The organism is Achromobacter sp. D10, assembly GCF_035282245.1.
Classification (GTDB): domain Bacteria; phylum Pseudomonadota; class Gammaproteobacteria; order Burkholderiales; family Burkholderiaceae_B; genus Achromobacter; species Achromobacter insolitus.
In genome coordinates this window covers 124,507-142,050 of the sequence record NZ_JAYJLE010000010.1, presented here as the reverse complement: position 1 = coordinate 142,050, position 17,544 = coordinate 124,507, and the positions used below count along the sequence as shown (strand labels likewise).

Sequence of the window (17,544 nt, the reverse complement as noted above, 5' to 3'; positions counted from 1 at the left end):
TCAGTCGGCATGCGCTTGGCTGCGCTGCTGGCTGCTGGTGCCGGTGGCGCCGGGCCTTAGCCCGGCGGCCTTGTCGCGGGTCCAGGCGGCAAGTTCCTCGTGAGCGCTGCGCCGCTTGCGGGCGACGTAGTCGTCCACGGGCAGGCGCGAGGTCAGCTCCAGCCGGATGCCGTTGGGGTCGAAGAAGTAGATAGAGCGGATGAAGTGGTGGTCGGTCGGTCCCACGACGTCGATGCCATGCGTTTGCAGCCGTACGCGCATGCGTTCCAGCTCGGCTTCGCCGTGCATTTCCATGGCGAAGTGGTTGACCCAGCGCGGCGTTCCGGGATCGGGCTGGGTCAGGCCGTTGTCGCCTAGGTCGAAGAAGGCGATGTGCGAACCGTCCGCGAATTCGAAGAATAGGTGCACGAAGGGGCAATGCTCGCCAGTGGAGGGGACGCGTTCTTCCTTCACGACGTGCACGAGCGGCAGGCCCAGGATGTCTTCGTAGAAGCGCCGGGTTTCCTCCGCGTCGCGGCAGCGCCAGGCGAAGTGGTGCAGGCCCTGGATGGTCGGGTGGGTTTGGGGTTGTGTCAGCGTCATGGCGCCGTCTCCGTGGTTCATGGAATATTCAAGGCGGGCGCATTCGGTTGGGCCGCCAGGATTTCGTCGACGGCGTCCTGCACCCGGGCGGCGTCGTCCACTGCCTCGATGAGCAGCAGCGACAGCCGGGCAAGGCTGTCGCGCTGGGCCGCGGGATCGGGCACGTTGGTCAGCGCGATGAGGCGCTCTAGCAGGTCATCAAGCTGTTGCTGGGATAGCGGCATGGCTGGCGCCTCCGGTTGATCGGTAGAGGCCGCGGGCCTCGGGCGGGGATACGGGACAGGCGCCGGCGGCGTCCAGCGCGGCGGCGACCCGGGCCAGCACGGCCCGGGGATCGCTCGTTTCGGAAGTGGCGGCCGCCATGACGTGCTGGTCGGGACGCAGCAGCCACGCCTGGCCGTCCAGCGCCAGTCCCAGCTGATGCGCCAGGGCGGCGCGTCCGCGCTCATCGCACAGCGGCGCAACGGCGACCCAGCGCACCAGGCCATCGCCTTCCTGTGCGCCGGCGGGCAAGACATCGCCAAAGACCAGGACGGTGAACCAGGGACCCAGCAGCCCATGCAGGGTCAGGCCATCCGCCTGCCGCAGCACGATATTGGGCAACGCGCGCCCGGCCAATGCGTGGGTGCCGAGCGACAACGCCGATGCGGGATAGACGGCTGGCATGCACAGGCGGCCCGTGTTGATCATGCGGGCCGCGACCGGGTGGCGCGGCGCCAGGTCGATGATGGCGTCGCGCCACAGCGCGGCCGAGCGCGCTGCGCCCGGGTAGACAAAGCGCGACGAGCGGCGCGCCTGGCGGATGTTTTCCATCGCCGCGTGCTTGCGCTCGAGGCTATAGGTATCCAGCAGGGATGCGCCTGCGCGGCCTTGCAAGTGCAGGGCCAGCTTCCAGCCCAGGTTGTCGGCGTCCTGGATGCCGCCATTGCCGCCGCGCGCGCCAAAGGGAGCGACCAGATGAGCCGAATCGCCCGCAAACAGCACGCGGCCGTGGCGCAGGCTGTCCAGGCATTCATGGCGGTACGCCCAGACGCCATGCCAGGCGATGTCGAATTCCACGCGTTCGCCCAGCAGGTCCCAGACGCGCTGGCGCATGGCGGCGTCAGTGGCTGCCTCGGCGGGGTCTTCGTCCGTGCGCAACTGGAAATCCAGCCGCCAGGTGTCGTCGGCCATCTTGTGACGCCAGACCGCGCGGCCGTGGTTGCTGCCGGCGTCCAGCCAGGTCCAGCGTTCTTCCGGCCACGTGGTGTCGCGCAGCACGATGTCGATGATGATCCAGCGGTCTTCGGTCTGGTCGTACACGCGTGGGCTCAGGCCCAGCATGCCGCGCACCGCGCTCTTGGCGCCGTCGCAGGCGACCACCCATTGAGCGCGGCAACGATAGGCGCCATCGGGCGTTTCCACGTGCAGCGTGGCGGGGCCGTCAGCCTGCGGCTCGACGCCAGCGACGCGGTTCAGCCAGCGCAGTTGCGCCAGCGGTTCGCGCATCAGCGCCTCGACCAGGAAGGCTTCCAGGTAGTACTGCTGCAGATTGACGAAGCCGTTGTGCCGCATGTCAGGCTGGTCCTGCAGCGTGAAGGAGGCCACCGCCAGGTCGCGGCAAAGCACGCGGCCCACGTTCCAGCGCACGCCCTTGCCGACCACGTCGCCAGCCATGCCGAGCCGGTCGAAGATGTCCAGCGTGCGCTGCGCCCAGACCATGCCGCGCGAGGCCAAGCCGCGCACGCCTACGGTGTTGTCGTCATCCAGCACGACAACGGGAATGCCGCGCCGCACCAGATCCAGGGCCAGCGTGAGGCCGGTCAATCCGGCCCCGACGACGGCCACCGGATGCGGATCGCGGCGGGGACGGTCCATTTCGTCGGGCCTGACGTATGGATAGATGGGAAGCTCTTTCATCGTTTTCCCTAGTTCGATGAGGTTTGTTGCAGCCCCCACTCTAGGAGCGCGCCGCGGACCCGTCATGTCCTCACGGAAGAGGACACCGCGGCGGCGGAGGATGACCTTAGAATCGGGAAAACACGCGCAAGCGGGGAAAACGACACCATGGAAGAGACAAGCAACCCCATGCCCGCGGGCGGGGGACCTGACCGCTGGGCCGAGTCCGCCGTCATGGATCTTGGCGGCCCGATGTTCCATGCCGCGCTACTGCTCGCATTGCGCGAAACGGTGGCGGCCGACCATGTGTCGCACGTGTTCTACGGCCACGAGGGCTCGGTGCAGTATTCGTCGGCGGCCAGCCTGCTGAACCAGTCCCTGATCGAGTGGACCACCAACGTATTCGTGGACAACGAGTTCTACCGGCGCGATCCGAATTACGGCTTGCTGCGCGACATGGCATGCCGGCCGGAGCAACATCCCGATCTGGTCGTCCAGACGGCGTCTCCCGAACGGATCATGGACGACGAGTACCGCCGCCTGCTGTTCGAGCGTCCGGGGTTTGCCAGCAAGATTTCGCTTATCGGGTCTCGCAGCGAAGGCATCAGCTACCTGAACCTGTATTTTTCGCGCACGCATTCGCCGAACGTGACCGAATTGCTGCGCGGGCGCGCGCCCTTGCTGATCGCGCTTGCGCGCCGCCACCATCAGTTGTGCCGCGCGCAAGCGGAGCCGCCGCGCGCGGCGTCCTGGTGCAGCGGCTTGTCGCTGCGCGAAATCCAGGTGGCGGACCTGCTGCGCCAGGGCCATACCGCCAAGGAGGTGGGTCGCGAGCTGGGCCTGTCGCCCACCACCGTGGTCACTTACAAAAACCGCATCTTCAAAAAGAACAACGTGGCGAGCCTGAAGGAATTCCTGATCAAGGCGCCGCCGGCGAGGGTCGCAGGCGCGCAATGACCGGAACCGCCAGCGCCGCCAGGAGCGCCATGGCCGCGGCCACGTAGCCCACGCTGCCCAGGCCCCATTTCGCGATGGCCAAGCCGCCCAGCATTGCGCCGGCGCCAATGCCGGCATTGGCCGCCGATACGTTCAGGGTTCCCGCCATGGCCTGCGCGTGGGGCGCCACTTTCATCACACGCACCTGGCAAACCGGATACAGAGCCGTGTTGGCGATGCTCCAGGCGGCCAGCGCCGGCAGCAGGCCGGCCGGCGTGGACGCCAGGGGCACGGCTGCCATCATGCCCAGGCCCAGCATCAGCGTGAACGCCAGGGTCGCGGCCAGAGGATGACGGTCTGCCGCCAGCCCGCCCAGCCAGTTGCCGGCAAGGCCGGCCGCGCCAAACCCCATCAGCCACCATCCCACCTGCCCAGGCGGTACGCCGGCGATGCGTTCCAGCACGTCGGCCAGATAGGTATAGGAAGCGAACATCGCAGTGAACACCGCGACCGACAACCCGATGTGGGCCAGCATGCGTGGGTCTCGCAGGATGCGCGCCTGTTCGCGCAAACCGACACGGGGTGGGCGCGGCAGGGCAGGCATGCAGGTAAGCATCAGCGCCGCCAATGCCAGCGAAAGCCCCGACAGCGCCCAGAAACTGCCGCGCCAGCCGATGGACGCAGCCGCCAGCGTGCCCAATGGAATGCCGAACAGCAGCGCGGCGGAAATACCGAGGTAGACGCGCGCCACCGCCTGGCCGGCGCGGCGCGGGCCGGCCAGTTGCGCTGCCGCTTCGCTGGCCGTCCCCCAGAACACCGGCAGCGCCAGCGCCGGAATGAAGCGCGCCAGTGCCAGTACCCAGATGTTGGGCGCTGCCGCAGCCAAGGCGTTGGACGCGGCGAAGAGCAGCAGGATGGCGATGAACAGGCGCTTGCGCTCCCAGTGCGACACCGTTGCCGTCAACAGCGGCCCGGCCAACATGACGGTGAAGGCGAACAGGGTGACGAGCTGGCCGGCGGCCGATACGGAGATAGAGAGGTCGCGGGCCAGTTCGGGTAGCAGCCCGACGATCAGGAACTCCGTGGACACAATGACAAAGGCGGCGGCGGCCAGGATGCTGATAGCCAGCGTGCCCGAGCGGATTGGGGCGCAGGCCGAAGGCAAGGAAGATTCAGTCATGGAATGCGTAGAAGGCTGGAGAGCCTTGTACGATATTGGAGATCAAATTTCTTATCTACGGTATTTTTTCCTTATATTAAGGAACTAGATTCCTTAATTGGTAGCCCGATGATTCCTTCCGAACGACTGAAAGGCATCGAAGCCTTTGTCTGCGTGGCAGACGCAGGCAGCTTTACCGCTGCTGCCGACCGGCTCAGCCTCACCGCCTCGGCCGTGGGCAAGAGCGTGGCCCGGCTGGAGGCCCGGCTGCGAACCCGGTTGTTCGAGCGCAGCACCCGCCGCTTGGCGCTGACGGACGCGGGTCGCGCTTACTACCGCACCTGCGTGCGCGTGCTGGCTGAATTGCAGGACGCCGAAGCCGTATTGGCGGCTGAGCGGCAGGAGCCGGCAGGGCGGCTGCGTGTGGATCTGCCGGCGACCTTCGGCCGCCGCGTGGCGCTGCCGCTGCTGCTGCAGTTCGCCCAGCGGCATCCGCAGTTGCGGCCGCAAGTGTCGTTCACGGACCGCTTCGTCGATCTGGCCGATGAGGGCATAGACGTGGCGGTGCGCATCGGCGGGCCGCAGCGTTGGGCGCCCGGTCTGGGGCATCGTTACCTGGGCTCGGAACGCGTGGTTTTCTGCGCGTCGCCCCAGTACCTGGCGCGCCGCGGCGTGCCGCAAACCGCCGACGATCTCATGCGCCATGACGCAGTGGCATACGGGCGCGCGGACGGGGAGCCGGCATCCTGGCGGATAGTCCAAGGCGCGGGGCCGGTCAGCTTGCGACCGATAGAGGGTGTCATGGTGTTGGACAGCGCCGAAGCCCAGGTCGATGCCGTGGCCGCAGGGCTCGGCATCGCGCAACTGGCGACGTGGTTGGCGGCTGACGCTTTGCGCGATGGCCGGGTCGTCGAGGTACTGCCGCAACTGGCTACCGAGGGATTGCCGCTGTACTTGCTTTGGCCGCTGAGCAAGCAACTGCTGCCCAAGGTGGACGCGGTGCTGGAGATGCTGGGCGAATCGCTGCGGATCGTCTAGCGGCAGACCGTTGTATCTCCTGGTCCGATAAATGGGGCAGTCCGGCCCTGTATTGTCCTGGCCCTCTCTACGCTGACGGATGGGAAAACATCTAGTGAACGAAATCAAGAAGCAGCTCGGTCTGAAATGACGTTTTGCGCCCCACGCAGGATGCCCGTCACGCCGATAGCCGTGCCCGGCACTTTGATCACACGGAGCCTGAATGCTGACCTATCCCTACATCCTGACTCGCGACACCAACGATACGTGGCTAGTCCAGTTTCCCGATATTCCTGAAGCGCTCACCGTGGGGCAGGACGTGGATGAGGCCGCGCTCAATGCGGAAGAGGCGCTCGAAGCTGCGCTGGAGATCTATTTCGAGGCGCGCCGCCCCATTCCCATGCCCTCCAAGCCTGCTACGGGCCAGCGGGGCGTAACCTTACCTGTGTTGATTACCAGCAAGGTTTTTCTGTCGAACGAGATGATTCTGCAGGGCGTGCGCAAGGCGGAGCTGGCGCGGCGCATGGGAGTGCACATGCCACAAGTGGACCGTTTGTTGAATGTGCGGCATGCATCCCGGATCGAGCAAGTCGAATCAGCGCTCGGGCAGCTGGGTCGCCGTCTGGACGTTTCGATTGCCTGAGATCGCGAGCTCCGCCAGTCCGGCGCAGCAATGAAAATCGGCCCCGATTCCTCGGGGCCGATGATTTTTTTCCTGTGGAACGCAGGCTTACTTCGCCGTTTCCTGCAGCACGCGCTTGGCTTCCTCGGCCACGCGCTCGGGGGCGGTGCCGCCCACGTGCTTGCGGGCGGCCACGGAGCCTTCCAGGGTCAGGACCTGATGCACGTCGTCGCCAATGCTGGCGTGGTAGGCCTTGAGCTCGTCCAGCGACAGATCGGCCAGGTCGCAGCCGCGCTGTTCGCAGTCGCGGACGGCGTGGGCGACCACTTCGTGGGCGTCGCGGAAGGGCACGCCACGCTTGACCAGGTAATCGGCCAGGTCGGTGGCCGTGGCAAAGCCTTGCAGGGCGGCGGCGCGCATGTTGTCGGCCTTGACCTTGATACCGCCAGCCATGTCCGCGAAGATCGTCAGCGTGTCGCGCACCGTGTCGACGGTGTCGAACAGGCCTTCCTTGTCTTCCTGGTTGTCCTTGTTGTAGGCCAGGGGCTGGCCCTTCATCAGGGTCAGCAGGGCGACCAGATGGCCGTTGACGCGGCCGGTCTTGCCGCGGGCGAGCTCGGGCACGTCGGGGTTCTTTTTCTGCGGCATGATCGAGCTGCCGGTGCAGAAGCGGTCGGCCAGGTCGATGAAGCCCACGCGCGGGCTCATCCAGAGCACCAGCTCTTCGGAAAGGCGCGAGACGTGCGTCATGATCAGCGCGCCGGCGGCGCAGAATTCGATGGCGAAGTCGCGGTCCGACACGGCGTCCAGCGAATTGCGGCAGACGCCGTCAAAGCCCAGGGTCTTGGCGACGCGCTCGCGGTCGATCGGGTAGGACGTACCGGCTAGTGCGGCGGCGCCCAGCGGCAGGCGGTTCACGCGGCGGCGGCAGTCGGCCAGGCGCTCGGCGTCGCGGCCGAACATTTCGGCGTAGGCCAGCAGATGGTGGCCGAACGTGACGGGCTGGGCGACCTGCAGGTGCGTGAAGCCGGGCATGATGGTGCCCGCGTTGTCCAGCGCCACGGTCGCCAGGGCGCGGCGCAACTGGCGCAGCAGGTCCAGCAGGTTGTCGATTTCGGCGCGCAGCCACAGGCGGATGTCGGTGGCGACCTGGTCGTTGCGCGAACGGCCGGTGTGCAGGCGCTTGCCCGCGTCGCCCACCAGTTCAACCAGGCGCTTTTCGATGTTCAGGTGCACATCTTCGAGGTCGAGCAGCCATTGGAAGCTGCCTGCATCGATTTCGGACAGGATCTGAGTCATGCCGCGCTGGATGTCGGCCAGGTCCTGGGCGCCGATGATGCCCTGGGCGGCCAGCATGTCCGCGTGCGCGAGGGAACCCTGGATGTCGTAGCGCGCCAGGCGCTTGTCGAAATCCACGGACGCCGTATAGCGCTTTACGAGTTCGGAAACCGGTTCCGAGAACCGGGCGGACCAGGCCTGCGCCTTGTTGGCGAACTGGTTTTGATCGGGGGAGGGAGTGTTTGCCATGATGGGCGGAATTATAGGGCCTGGCGCGCGGAGGGCGAAGGCGGGCGCCGGTCCGCGGGCGGTGAACCTCCAGGCCGGGCCAGTTGTCGGATAATCCTGGATTAGTTTCAAGACCTTAGAGCAGGAAGAGAGTCTATGCCCCTGGAATGGGAAGAGCTGGTCACCCAATTGGATACCCATCTGCCGCGCGAAGCCTGGGCGCAGACGCTCATCGGGATCGCCGCCTTGATCCTGACGGCGCTGTTCGTCCAGTGGGTCGTGGCCCGGGTCGTGCTGCTGCTGGCGCACCGGGTGCTGGTGCTGAGCGGCAGGGGGGACTGGGATAAGGCCCTGCAGCGCCGCCGCGCGTACCAGAACCTCTGGTACGCCGTGCCGTTCGCGGTGGTGTCGATGGGGATCGGCCTGGTGCCGCATGTGGAACGGGCCGTCACCATCGTCGGGCGGCTGGCGCACGCCGGCGCCTGGATCTGCGTGTTCGTGGCGTTTTCCGGGGTGCTGAGCGCCTGGCAGGACACGTATTCCGCCACCACACGCGCGCAGACCCGCTCCATCAAGGGCTATATCCAGATAAGCAAGCTCATCCTGATGGCGGTTTGCACCGTTTTGGTGCTTTCGATCCTGATCGACCGCTCGCCGCTGTGGATGATCTCCGGCCTGGGCGCGCTGTCCGCCGTTTTGCTGCTGGTATTCAAGGACACGCTGCTGTCATTGGTGGCCAGCACCCAGCTGACCAGCAACGACATGCTGCGCATCGGCGACTGGATCGAGATGCCGCAATCCAACGCCGATGGCTTCGTGAAGGATATCGCGCTGCACACGGTCAAGGTGCAGAACTGGGACAACACCGTCACGACGGTGCCTACCTACAAGCTGTTTTCGGAAAGCTATCGCAATTACCGGCACATGTTCGAATCGGGCGGGCGACGCATCAAGCGCACCGTCCGCATCGACGCGGCCAGCGTGCGCTTCCTGAGCGACGAAGAGGCCCGCCAGCTGATGCGCTTTCGCCTGTTACATGATTACCTGCAGGCCAAGACCCACGACATCGCCCAGGCCAACCAGACCATGGGCGAACTTGCCAGCGTGCCGGCCAACCGCCGCCGCCTGACCAATATCGGCACCTTGCGGGCCTATGCGCTGGCCTACCTGAAGCAGAATCCAGAGGTCCGCCAGGACATGGCGATGATGGTGCGCATGATGGAGCCCACTTCCGAGGGCATTCCGGTCGAGGTCTATTGCTTTACCGCCGTGACGGCCTGGGTGGAATACGAGCGCATCCAGGGCGACATCTTCGACCATTTGCTGGCGATCCTGCCCGAACTCGGCCTGCGCCTGTATCAGCAGCCGTCCGGCGCCGACATCGGCGCGATGGGTACCCACCTGCGCGAAGGGACCTTGCAGGCGGCGCTGGCCGTCGAGGGCGGCCGCCCGGGCCTGGCCGCGCCGTCCGGGCACGGACTGACGGACGCGAAGATGCCGCGCTGAGGGACCGCGGGCGCGGGCGGGCGCCGGGGCGGGGCTGGCGGGGAGCCCCGTGAGATAATCCAGGCGTTGAAATCCCAGGCGATAGACCCGATGTCGAACCCGTTCTTCAACCTCTATTCCCACGGCTTTGCCCGGGTAGCCGTCGGCGTGCCCGAATGCAAGGTCGCCGACCCCGCGTTCAACGCCGCCCAGACGATCGCGCTGGCGCAGCAGGCCGCCCAGGGCGGAGCGGTGCTGGCGGCGTTTCCCGAACTGGGTCTGTCCGCCTACACCTGTGACGACCTGTTCCACCAGAAGGCCTTGCTGGACGAGTGCGAGGCGGCGCTGGCGCAGGTGGTGGCGGCAACCGCCGAGATGGATATCGCCGTCGTGGTCGGCGCGCCGCTGCGCGTGGCCCACCAGTTGTTCAATTGCGCCGTGGTTGCCGCGGGGGGGCGCGTGCTGGGCGTGGTGCCAAAGAGCTACATGCCCAACTATGGCGAATTCTACGAAGCGCGCCAGTTCAGCGCCGGGGATTGCGCCACCGCCTCCGAGATCAACCTGCTGGGACAGACCGTGCCTTTCGGGTCCGAGCTGATCTTCCAGATGGAAAAGCTGCCGCTGTTCCAGTTCCACGTTGAAATCTGCGAAGACGTCTGGGTGCCCATTCCGCCGTCCTCCTTCGCCGCGCTGGCTGGCGCCACCGTGCTGGTGAACCTGTCGGCCTCCAATATCGTGGTCGGCAAGTCCGAATACCGCCACCAGCTGGTGGCGCAACAGTCGGCTCGCTGCCTGTCTGCTTACATGTATACCTCCGCGGGGCGGGGCGAGTCCTCGACCGATATGGCCTGGGACGGCCAGGCGCTGATCTACGAAAACGGCGAACTGCTGGGCGAATCGGAACGATTCCTCGGCCATTCCCATCTGCTGTTCGCGGACGTGGACCTCGAACGCCTCTCGCGCGAGCGGATGCGCCAGACCACCTTCGGCCAGTCCGTGCGCCGCCACCAGGACGAAGTGCGCAAATTCCGCAGCGTGGCCGTTCCCGTGGATCCGCCGCTGGAAGACGCCGAGCTGGCGCTGGAGCGGCGCGTGGCCCGCTTCCCATACGTGCCGGCCGATCCGCAGCGCCGCGATGCCCGCTGCAAAGAGGTCTACAGCATCCAGGTCCAGGCCCTGGTCCAGCGCCTGTCGGCCAGCCGCATGTCCAAGGTCGTCATCGGCATCTCCGGCGGACTGGATTCCACTCATGCCCTGCTGGTCTGCGCCAAGGCCATGGACGCGCTGGACCTGCCGCGCTCCAACATCCTGGCCGTCACGATGCCGGGCTTCGCCACGAGCTCCCGCACGCTGCAGCAGGCGCGCCGGCTGATGGCGGTGGTGGGGTGCACGGCATCCGAGATCGATATCCGGCCCAGCTGCCTGCAGATGCTCAAGGACCTGGGCCATCCCTACGCGGACGGCAAGCCGGTCTACGACATTACGTTCGAAAACGTGCAGGCCGGCGAACGCACCAACCACCTGTTCCGCATCGCGAACTTCAACAACGCGATCGTCATCGGCACGGGTGACCTGAGCGAGCTTGCGCTGGGCTGGTGCACCTACGGCGTAGGCGACCACATGTCACACTACAGCGTCAATGCCAGTGTGCCCAAAACGCTCATCACCCACCTGGTGCGCTGGGTGGCCGAATCCGGCCGCCTGGGCGAGGAGGGGGCTGAAGTCCTGCTGGACGTGCTGGGCACCGATGTCAGCCCCGAGCTGGTGCCGGGCGGCGCGGACGACAAACCGGTGCAGAAAAGCGAAGACTCCATCGGTCCCTACGAGCTGCAGGACTTCAACCTGTATTACACGCTGCGCTACGGCTTCGCGCCGACCAAGGTGGCTTTCCTGGCCCTGGCGGCCTGGCGCGACAGGGAGGCGGGCGCCTGGCCCGAGGGAGGCCACGTGGCCCGCAACCAGTACGACCTGGCGGCCATCAAGCGCAACCTGAAGATCTTCCTGGACCGCTTCTTCCGGCTCAGCCAGTTCAAGCGCAGCTGCGTGCCGAATGCGCCCAAGGTCGGCTCCGGCGGTTCGCTGTCGCCGCGCGGCGACTGGCGGGCGCCCAGCGACTCCGAGTCGGCGGTGTGGATGCGCGACGCCGAGCGTATTCCTGACGAAACCTGAACCGGGCTTTCCCGCCAGGAGGGGCCCGGCGCTCGGGCTTCCTGGCGGGTGGTATTCTCTTATCCAACGTGCCCTGCAGCCATGCCGAGCCAGGGCGCCGCTACAGATCAAAAACCCAGGACGACCAACGTGAAACAAGTCACCGCCATCATCAAACCCTTCAAGCTCGACGAAGTCCGCGAAGCGCTGGCCGAAGTCGGCGTCAGCGGCCTGACCGTTACCGAAGTGAAGGGTTTCGGCCGCCAGAAAGGCCATACCGAGCTCTACCGCGGCGCCGAGTACGTGGTGGACTTCCTGCCCAAGATCCGCGTCGAAGTGGTGCTGCCCGACAGCCAGGTCGAAGCCGCCATCGAAGCTGTCGTCAAGGCCGCCCGCACCGGCAAGATCGGCGACGGCAAGATCTTCGTGACGCCGGTCGAACAGGCCATACGCATCCGTACGGGCGAAAGCGACGAAGAGGCGCTGTAGGTTCCAAGGCATTTGTGGCTGGCCGGATCCGCCGGCAGCCGCGAACGCATTTTCCGGCCTACCTGATGAGCTGATTCATTTCCAGGATCGGGCTCATCACGGCCAGCACGATCAGCAGCACGAATCCCCCCATCAGCAGGATCAGCGCCGGCTCCAGCAGGGCGGTCATGGCCATCGCGCGCCGTTCCAGGTCGCGCGACAGGTTCTGCGCGCCGCGGTCCAGCAGTTCAGGCAGGCGGCCGGTCTTTTCGCCGCTGGCGATCAGGTGCACCAGCAGCGACGGAAATACCTTCTGCGCGCCCAGCGATGCCGAGAGCGACGCGCCTTCCCGCACCCGCGCCGAGGCTTCGTCCACCGCTTGGCGCAGCACATCGTTGCCCAGCGTGCGGCGCGCCGCTTCCAATGCCGTCAGCAGCGCCACGCCGCTCCCTGAGAGGATGGCCAGCGTGGATGCGAAGCGGGCGGCGTTCACGCCCAGCACGAAACGTCCGGCCAAGGGCAGCCGCAGCAATCGCGCATGCCAGGCGCGCCGCGCGGCAGGCGCGCGCAGCGCGTAGCGCCACAGCGCCACCGCAGCCGCCAGCGCGGCGCCCGTCGCCATGCCCCATTCCCGCACATAGTCGGACAGCGCCAGCATGATGCGCGTCAAGAGCGGCAGTTCCTGCTTGGCCTGGCTGAACGCGGACACCACCTGGGGCACCACATAGCCCAGCAGGAAGATCACGATGATCACCGACACGCACGCCACTACCGCGGGGTAGATGAACGCCGTCAGCACCTTGCTGCGCAGGGCATTGCGTTCCTCGATGTAGTCGGCAAGCTTCTCCATCACTTGCGCCAGGTCGCCCGATTCTTCGCCGGCGCCGATCAGCGCCCGGTAGATCTCCGGGAAGTCGCGTGGCCGCGCGGCCAGGGCGGTGGACAGCTTGTGCCCCGCGCGCACGTCGTCGCGCACGCCGCCCAGCGTGGCGGCGATGTGTTTTTTTTCAGCCTGCTCCAACGTGGCGCTGAGGGCGGCGTCCAGCGGCAGGCTAGCGGCCAGCAGGCTGGCGAGTTGACGCGTCAGCCAGGCCAGATCGGCGTCCGACAGGCGTGTGCGCAGCGACGCGCCGATTCCTTCGGCGCGCGCGGCCAGGGACGTGGACAGCGGCAGCAGGCCGCGGCCGCGCAACTGGTTGCGCGCGCCGCGCTCGCTGTCGGCGTCGATCGTGCCGCGCACGATTTTTCCCAACGCGTCGGTGGCTTCGTATCGGAAGGAAGGCATTTGCAAAGCACGGGCCGCGCGCATTTGCAAAACGCGCAAAGCCCCGAATTTAAAGGGTTTCAAGGCCGCTACGATGCCTGCGGATTATGACCGTAGTGTTGCACTGTCACCCCGTATACTCCGACGCGCTTTCACGTTTTTTCACACGATTTCACGTCTCAGGCACCTATCCCGTCATGCGTCAAATTGCGCAATTCAGCCTCGCGGTACTGCTTGCCGCGAGCCAGCTCGGACCCGCGGCCACCACGGTTCATGCTCAACAGACCGACAACCGCGTCAGTCTGAACTTCGTCGACACCGACATTCCCGCCGTGCTGCGCGCCTTGTCGTTGTTCACGCAGCGCAACTTCCTGGTGGACCCGCGGGTCAAGGGCAAGCTTACGCTGGTGTCGGACCGCCCCGTGGACAGCGCGCAGGCGCTGTCCATGCTAACGGGCGCGCTGCGTCTGCAGGGCTTTGCCATTGTCGACGTCGATGGCGTGACGCGCGTGGTGCCGGAGGCCGATGCCAAGCTGCAGGGCAGCGCGGTGGTGGGCAATGGACGACCCGCGCAAGCCGTGGGCGGCGCGCCGGCTGGCGGCGCGGGACGCGGGCCGGTGCCCGTCGCCGCGTTTGCCAAGGGCAGCAGTGGGGAAATGCTGACGCGCGTGTTTCCGCTGAAGTACGAAAACGCCGCCAACCTGGTGCCGGTGCTGCGTCCCATGGTGCCGCCGAACAATCCGATCAACGCCTATCCCGGCAACAACACGCTGGTGGTCACGGACTACGCCGATAACCTGGAACGGATCGCGCAGGTCATTGCGCGCATCGACGTCCCCAGCTCGATCGACACGGACGTGGTGCCGGTGCGCTCGGCCATCGCGACCGACATCGCCATTCTTGCCTCGCAATTGCTGGATACGCAAAGCAGCGACCCGACGCAGCGCATTGCCGTGGTGGCTGACCCGCGCAGCAATAGCGTGCTGGTGCGTTCCGGCAGCCCTGCGCGCACGCGCCTTGCGCGCGACCTGATCATGAAGCTGGACGCGCAGCAAAACCGCGCCGGCAATCTGCACGTGGTCTACATGCGCAACGCGCAAGCCACGCGCATCGCCGAGGTCTTGGGCGGCCTGCTGACCGGGCAGGCGAATTCCGCGCCGGGCGCCACGGGGGGCGCCGCCGCCGGCGCCGGTGCCCAGGGCGGCGCACGCGCACAGAACGCGTCGGCGGGCATGGCCGGCCAGGCAGTGCAGGGCATGTCCGGCATGTCCGCGTCGTCCAAGGGCGGATTGTCGGGCGAGCAGGAGCGCATCGCCCGCGAAGACAACAGTTCGCAAGCCGTGTCGTACTCGGCGGGCGGGGCCACCATCCAGGCGGATCCCGCGACCAATTCACTCATCATCTCGGCGCCTGAACCGCTTTACCGCAGCTTGCGCGAGGTCATCGATCAGCTCGATCAGCGCCGCGCGCAGGTATTGGTGGAGAGCCTGATCGTGGAAGTCAGCGAGGCCAAGGCGGCGGAGTTCGGCATCCAGTGGATGACGGGCGCCGGCAACATCAATAGCGACGGCACCAGCTTCATCGGCGGCACCAATCTGGGCGGCAGCGGCATTACCGGCAAAGGCCCCACTACCATCGACGGCCTGGGCAGCGGCCTGAGCCTGGGCGTGGTCAAGGGCACCGTCGACGTGCTGGGCAACAAGGTGATCAACCTGGGCGTGCTGGCGCGCGCGATGGAAAATTCGGGCGAGGCCAACATCCTGTCCACGCCCAACCTCCTGACGCTGGATAACCAATCGGCCAGTATCCTGGTGGGCAAGACGGTGCCGTTCGTGACCGGTCAGTACGTGACTTCGGGCAGCAATGGCAGCACCAATCCGTTCCAGACCATCGAACGCGAAGACGTCGGCCTGAAGCTGAATATCCGCCCGCAGATTTCCGAAGGCGGCGCGGTCAAGCTGGACATCTACCAGGAAGTCAGCAGCATCGATGAAAGCCGTTCCAATTCCACCACCGGCATCGTCACGAACAAACGCGCCATCGACACCAGCGTGCTGATCGATGATGGCCAGATCATTGTGCTGGGCGGCCTGCTGGAAGACAACGTGACGCTTACGACCAACAGCGTGCCCGGCCTGGGTTCGCTGCCCGTGATCGGTTCGTTGTTCCGCTACGACTCGCGCAAACGCACCAAGACCAATCTGATGGTGTTCTTGCGGCCCTACGTGGTGCGCGACGCCAATCGCACTGCCGGCGTCACCATGGACCGCTACGACTACATGCGCCGCGCGCAGGGCGCGGTGCAGCCCGGCCAGCACTGGCTGCTGCCGGACATGCAGGCGCCGATGCTGCCTCAGCCCGGTTCGGCGCCCTCGGTCTCGAACAATGCGTACGACCTGCGGCCGGAACATCAGGCGGAAACGCTGCGGCGGCCGGCGCCCGTCACGGCGCAGTCCTTCGCGGTGCGGCAGTATCCCGGCATGGAGCAGGGCCGCGATGCTTCCGGGGCCATCCGTGTGTCGCGCACGCTGATGCACAGCGTGGCCGTGGACCCTGATACGTTGCTATGAGCGCGCATCCCCTGCCATATGCCTGGGCCCGCGCACAACGGGCGATGCTGTCGCTGCGCGGCGGACAGGCGCGCCTGACGGTCAGCCCGCGCACGCCGGAATGGGCGGTGCGCGAGATCCGGCGCTGCCATGGCGACATTGAACTGGCTCAGGTCGAGGACGAGGCGCTGGAAACCCTGCTGACCGCGGCCTATAGCCATTCCGAGGACGCGGCATCGGTCATGGGCGTGGCCGAGAACGAGATCGACCTGGACCGCCTGATGCAGGACATGCCCGAGGTGGCGGACCTGCTGGAGGCCCAGGACGACGCGCCCGTGATCCGCATGATCAACGCATTGTTCGCGCAGGCCGCGCGCGACGGCGCCAGCGATATCCACATCGAACCGTTCGAGACGCACTCCGTGGTGCGCTACCGGGTCGACGGCACCTTGCGCGACGTGGTGTCGCCGCGCAAGGCGCTGCATGCCGCGCTGATCTCGCGCATCAAGATCATGGCGCATCTGGACATCGCCGAAAAGCGCTTGCCGCAGGACGGGCGCATTGCGCTGCGCGTGGGCGGGCGGCCGATAGATGTGCGCGTTTCCACCTTGCCGACCGGGCATGGCGAACGCGCCGTGCTGCGGCTGCTGGATAAGGAAGCGGGGCGCTTGCAGTTGGAGAAGCTGGGCATGGATGGGGGCGTGTTGGGACAGCTGGACCGGTTGATCCGCCAGCCGCACGGCATCGTGCTGGTAACCGGACCCACCGGCAGCGGCAAGACCACCACGCTGTATGCGGCGTTAAGCCGCCTGGACGCATCCACCAGCAATATCCTGACAGTCGAGGATCCGATCGAATACGACTTGCCCGGCATCAGCCAGACCCAGGTCAACGCCAAGATCGACATGAGCTTCGCATTGGCGCTGCGAGCCATCCTGCGCCAGGATCCCGATGTGATCATGATCGGCGAAATCCGCGACCTGGAAACCGCGCAGATCGCGGTGCAGGCATCGCTGACGGGCCACCTGGTGCTGGCCACCTTGCACACGAACGACTCGGTGTCGGCCGTGACCCGGCTCACCGACATGGGCGTGGAACCCTTCCTGCTCGCGTCATCGCTCTTGGGCGTGCTGGCGCAGCGTCTGGTGCGCAAGCTCTGCCCGGCGTGCAAAAAGCCCGCCCTGCAGGACGGCGCGCGCGTGTTTCATCCGGTGGGCTGCGACGCCTGCAACCATACCGGCTACAGCGGGCGTTCCGGCATCCACGAACTCTTCACGGTGGACGACGAGGCGCGCCGGCTGATCCACGAAGGACGCGACGAACGCGAACTGCGCCGCGCGGCTGCCGCGTCAGGCATGCGGACCATGCGCGAGGACGGGCAGCGCTGGGTGGAGAGCGGGCAGACCTCGCCGGAGGAGATCCTGCGGGTGACGCGGGACGCTTAGTTCTTACCCTCGCCAGTGATCCGGAAAATCGAACGACAGCTGGCGGTGATGCCGGATCGAGAGCAGGAAGATTCGATGCCCGACCCTGGCGTATAGAGTCAGGTACTGCGCGTAGACATACTCGCGCAGTTCGGCATCCTCGGAAAGCGTACTGAGCTGCCGGGCCACGCGAGCCACTCCATTGGCGGCTTCCACGGAACGCACGGGCCGTTCCAGGAACGAGCGCCCCATGGCGGCGGGAAAGGCTGCGAGATTCGGAATGACCACATCGGCTAACTCGTCCAGCAGCGCGTCGAAAGCGTGTGGAACCTTGGCCCCGGTGAGGAAGGCTTCGATTTCCTCGAGCTTGCGCTCGAAGTGGGCTGTGAGCTTGATGGCGGGTTTGGCGGTCACGAAGCGAAACCGTCGATCAGCGGGTGGCCATGGCAGGCTCCCTGGCTAGATTTTGCACTTAAAAACGTACATTTTTCGGCCAAATCCGAAGC

At 66.3% G+C, this 17,544-nt stretch carries 15 protein-coding genes; 8 read left to right on the top strand and 7 right to left on the bottom strand.

Annotated features, from left to right (window positions below):
* Genes VCS63_RS22545 through VCS63_RS22535 form a run of 3 tightly spaced genes read right to left on the bottom strand, consistent with a single transcriptional unit; the run spans window position 1 to window position 2,481 of the window.
* Entirely contained in the window at window positions 1-603 is a 603-nt protein-coding gene (locus tag VCS63_RS22545) for a VOC family protein (protein WP_323881056.1), read from the bottom strand.
* Window positions 600-806, bottom strand: a complete 207-nt coding sequence (locus tag VCS63_RS22540) for a DUF2783 domain-containing protein (RefSeq protein ID WP_149064748.1) — start codon at window positions 804-806, stop codon at window positions 600-602. Before VCS63_RS22540 ends, VCS63_RS22545 begins: the two co-directional genes overlap by 4 nt.
* Window positions 781-2,481 carry an FAD-dependent oxidoreductase gene (locus VCS63_RS22535; RefSeq protein ID WP_063960357.1) on the bottom strand — a complete coding sequence of 567 codons (1,701 nt, stop codon included), beginning with the start codon at window positions 2,479-2,481 and terminating at the stop codon, window positions 781-783. The genes VCS63_RS22540 and VCS63_RS22535 overlap by 26 nt, the downstream gene beginning before the upstream one ends.
* 147 nt (window positions 2,482-2,628) lie before the next feature.
* Between VCS63_RS22535 and VCS63_RS22530 the strand changes: the two genes are divergently transcribed.
* The gene (locus VCS63_RS22530; protein WP_076812901.1) at window positions 2,629-3,417 is read left to right on the top strand and encodes a helix-turn-helix transcriptional regulator; all 789 of its coding nucleotides are present in this window, start codon (window positions 2,629-2,631) and stop codon (window positions 3,415-3,417) included.
* Here the strand turns inward: VCS63_RS22530 and VCS63_RS22525 are convergent.
* On the bottom strand, window positions 3,380-4,576 hold the full coding sequence (locus VCS63_RS22525) for an MFS transporter (RefSeq protein ID WP_323881055.1): 1,197 nt from the start codon (window positions 4,574-4,576) through the stop codon (window positions 3,380-3,382). The two genes, VCS63_RS22530 and VCS63_RS22525, sit on opposite strands and share 38 nt — an antisense overlap.
* Window positions 4,577-4,684: 108 nt before the next feature.
* On the opposite strand from VCS63_RS22525, the gene VCS63_RS22520 reads away from it, so the two are divergent.
* Both VCS63_RS22520 and VCS63_RS22515 read left to right on the top strand, forming a co-directional pair.
* Window positions 4,685-5,593: a LysR family transcriptional regulator gene (locus VCS63_RS22520; RefSeq protein ID WP_301875524.1), complete on the top strand. Its 909-nt coding sequence runs from the start codon at window positions 4,685-4,687 to the stop codon at window positions 5,591-5,593.
* 202 nt (window positions 5,594-5,795) lie between these two features.
* Window positions 5,796-6,215: a type II toxin-antitoxin system HicB family antitoxin gene (locus tag VCS63_RS22515; RefSeq protein WP_042793207.1), complete on the top strand. Its 420-nt coding sequence runs from the start codon at window positions 5,796-5,798 to the stop codon at window positions 6,213-6,215.
* An 87-nt stretch (window positions 6,216-6,302) separates the two neighbouring features.
* On the opposite strand, the gene argH is transcribed toward VCS63_RS22515, so the two are convergent.
* Window positions 6,303-7,721 carry an argininosuccinate lyase gene (argH, locus tag VCS63_RS22510; RefSeq protein ID WP_042793208.1) on the bottom strand — a complete coding sequence of 473 codons (1,419 nt, stop codon included), beginning with the start codon at window positions 7,719-7,721 and terminating at the stop codon, window positions 6,303-6,305.
* A 135-nt stretch (window positions 7,722-7,856) separates the two neighbouring features.
* Here argH and VCS63_RS22505 point away from each other — a divergent pair, with 135 nt between their 5' ends.
* The 3 genes from VCS63_RS22505 (at window position 7,857) to VCS63_RS22495 (ending at window position 11,822) form a co-directional block, all read left to right on the top strand.
* Window positions 7,857-9,206, top strand: a complete 1,350-nt coding sequence (locus tag VCS63_RS22505) for a mechanosensitive ion channel family protein (protein ID WP_323881054.1) — start codon at window positions 7,857-7,859, stop codon at window positions 9,204-9,206.
* Window positions 9,207-9,296: 90 nt separating this feature from the next.
* Complete coding sequence (locus VCS63_RS22500; RefSeq protein WP_323881053.1) at window positions 9,297-11,354, top strand: NAD(+) synthase; 2,058 nt, start codon at window positions 9,297-9,299, stop codon at window positions 11,352-11,354.
* Between the two features lie 129 nt (window positions 11,355-11,483).
* Window positions 11,484-11,822 (top strand): P-II family nitrogen regulator, encoded by a 339-nt coding sequence (locus tag VCS63_RS22495; RefSeq protein ID WP_013393295.1) that lies wholly within the window; start codon window positions 11,484-11,486, stop codon window positions 11,820-11,822.
* 58 nt (window positions 11,823-11,880) lie between these two features.
* Here VCS63_RS22495 and gspF read toward each other — a convergent pair whose 3' ends face one another.
* On the bottom strand, window positions 11,881-13,086 hold the full coding sequence (gene gspF, locus VCS63_RS22490) for a type II secretion system inner membrane protein GspF (RefSeq protein WP_063642702.1): 1,206 nt from the start codon (window positions 13,084-13,086) through the stop codon (window positions 11,881-11,883).
* A gap of 176 nt (window positions 13,087-13,262) precedes the next feature.
* Here gspF and gspD point away from each other — a divergent pair, with 176 nt between their 5' ends.
* Together gspD and gspE are read left to right on the top strand one after the other, a co-directional pair.
* The gene (gene gspD, locus VCS63_RS22485; RefSeq protein WP_175201683.1) at window positions 13,263-15,635 is read left to right on the top strand and encodes a type II secretion system secretin GspD; all 2,373 of its coding nucleotides are present in this window, start codon (window positions 13,263-13,265) and stop codon (window positions 15,633-15,635) included.
* Window positions 15,632-17,059 carry a type II secretion system ATPase GspE gene (gene gspE, locus VCS63_RS22480; protein WP_063959788.1) on the top strand — a complete coding sequence of 476 codons (1,428 nt, stop codon included), beginning with the start codon at window positions 15,632-15,634 and terminating at the stop codon, window positions 17,057-17,059. The genes gspD and gspE overlap by 4 nt, the downstream gene beginning before the upstream one ends.
* A 3-nt stretch (window positions 17,060-17,062) precedes the next feature.
* Here the strand turns inward: gspE and VCS63_RS22475 are convergent, their stop codons facing one another.
* A complete protein-coding gene (locus VCS63_RS22475) occupies window positions 17,063-17,452 on the bottom strand; it encodes a type II toxin-antitoxin system RelE/ParE family toxin (RefSeq protein WP_175201684.1) in 390 nt (129 codons plus the stop codon).
* Between the last annotated feature and the right edge of the window lie 92 nt (window positions 17,453-17,544).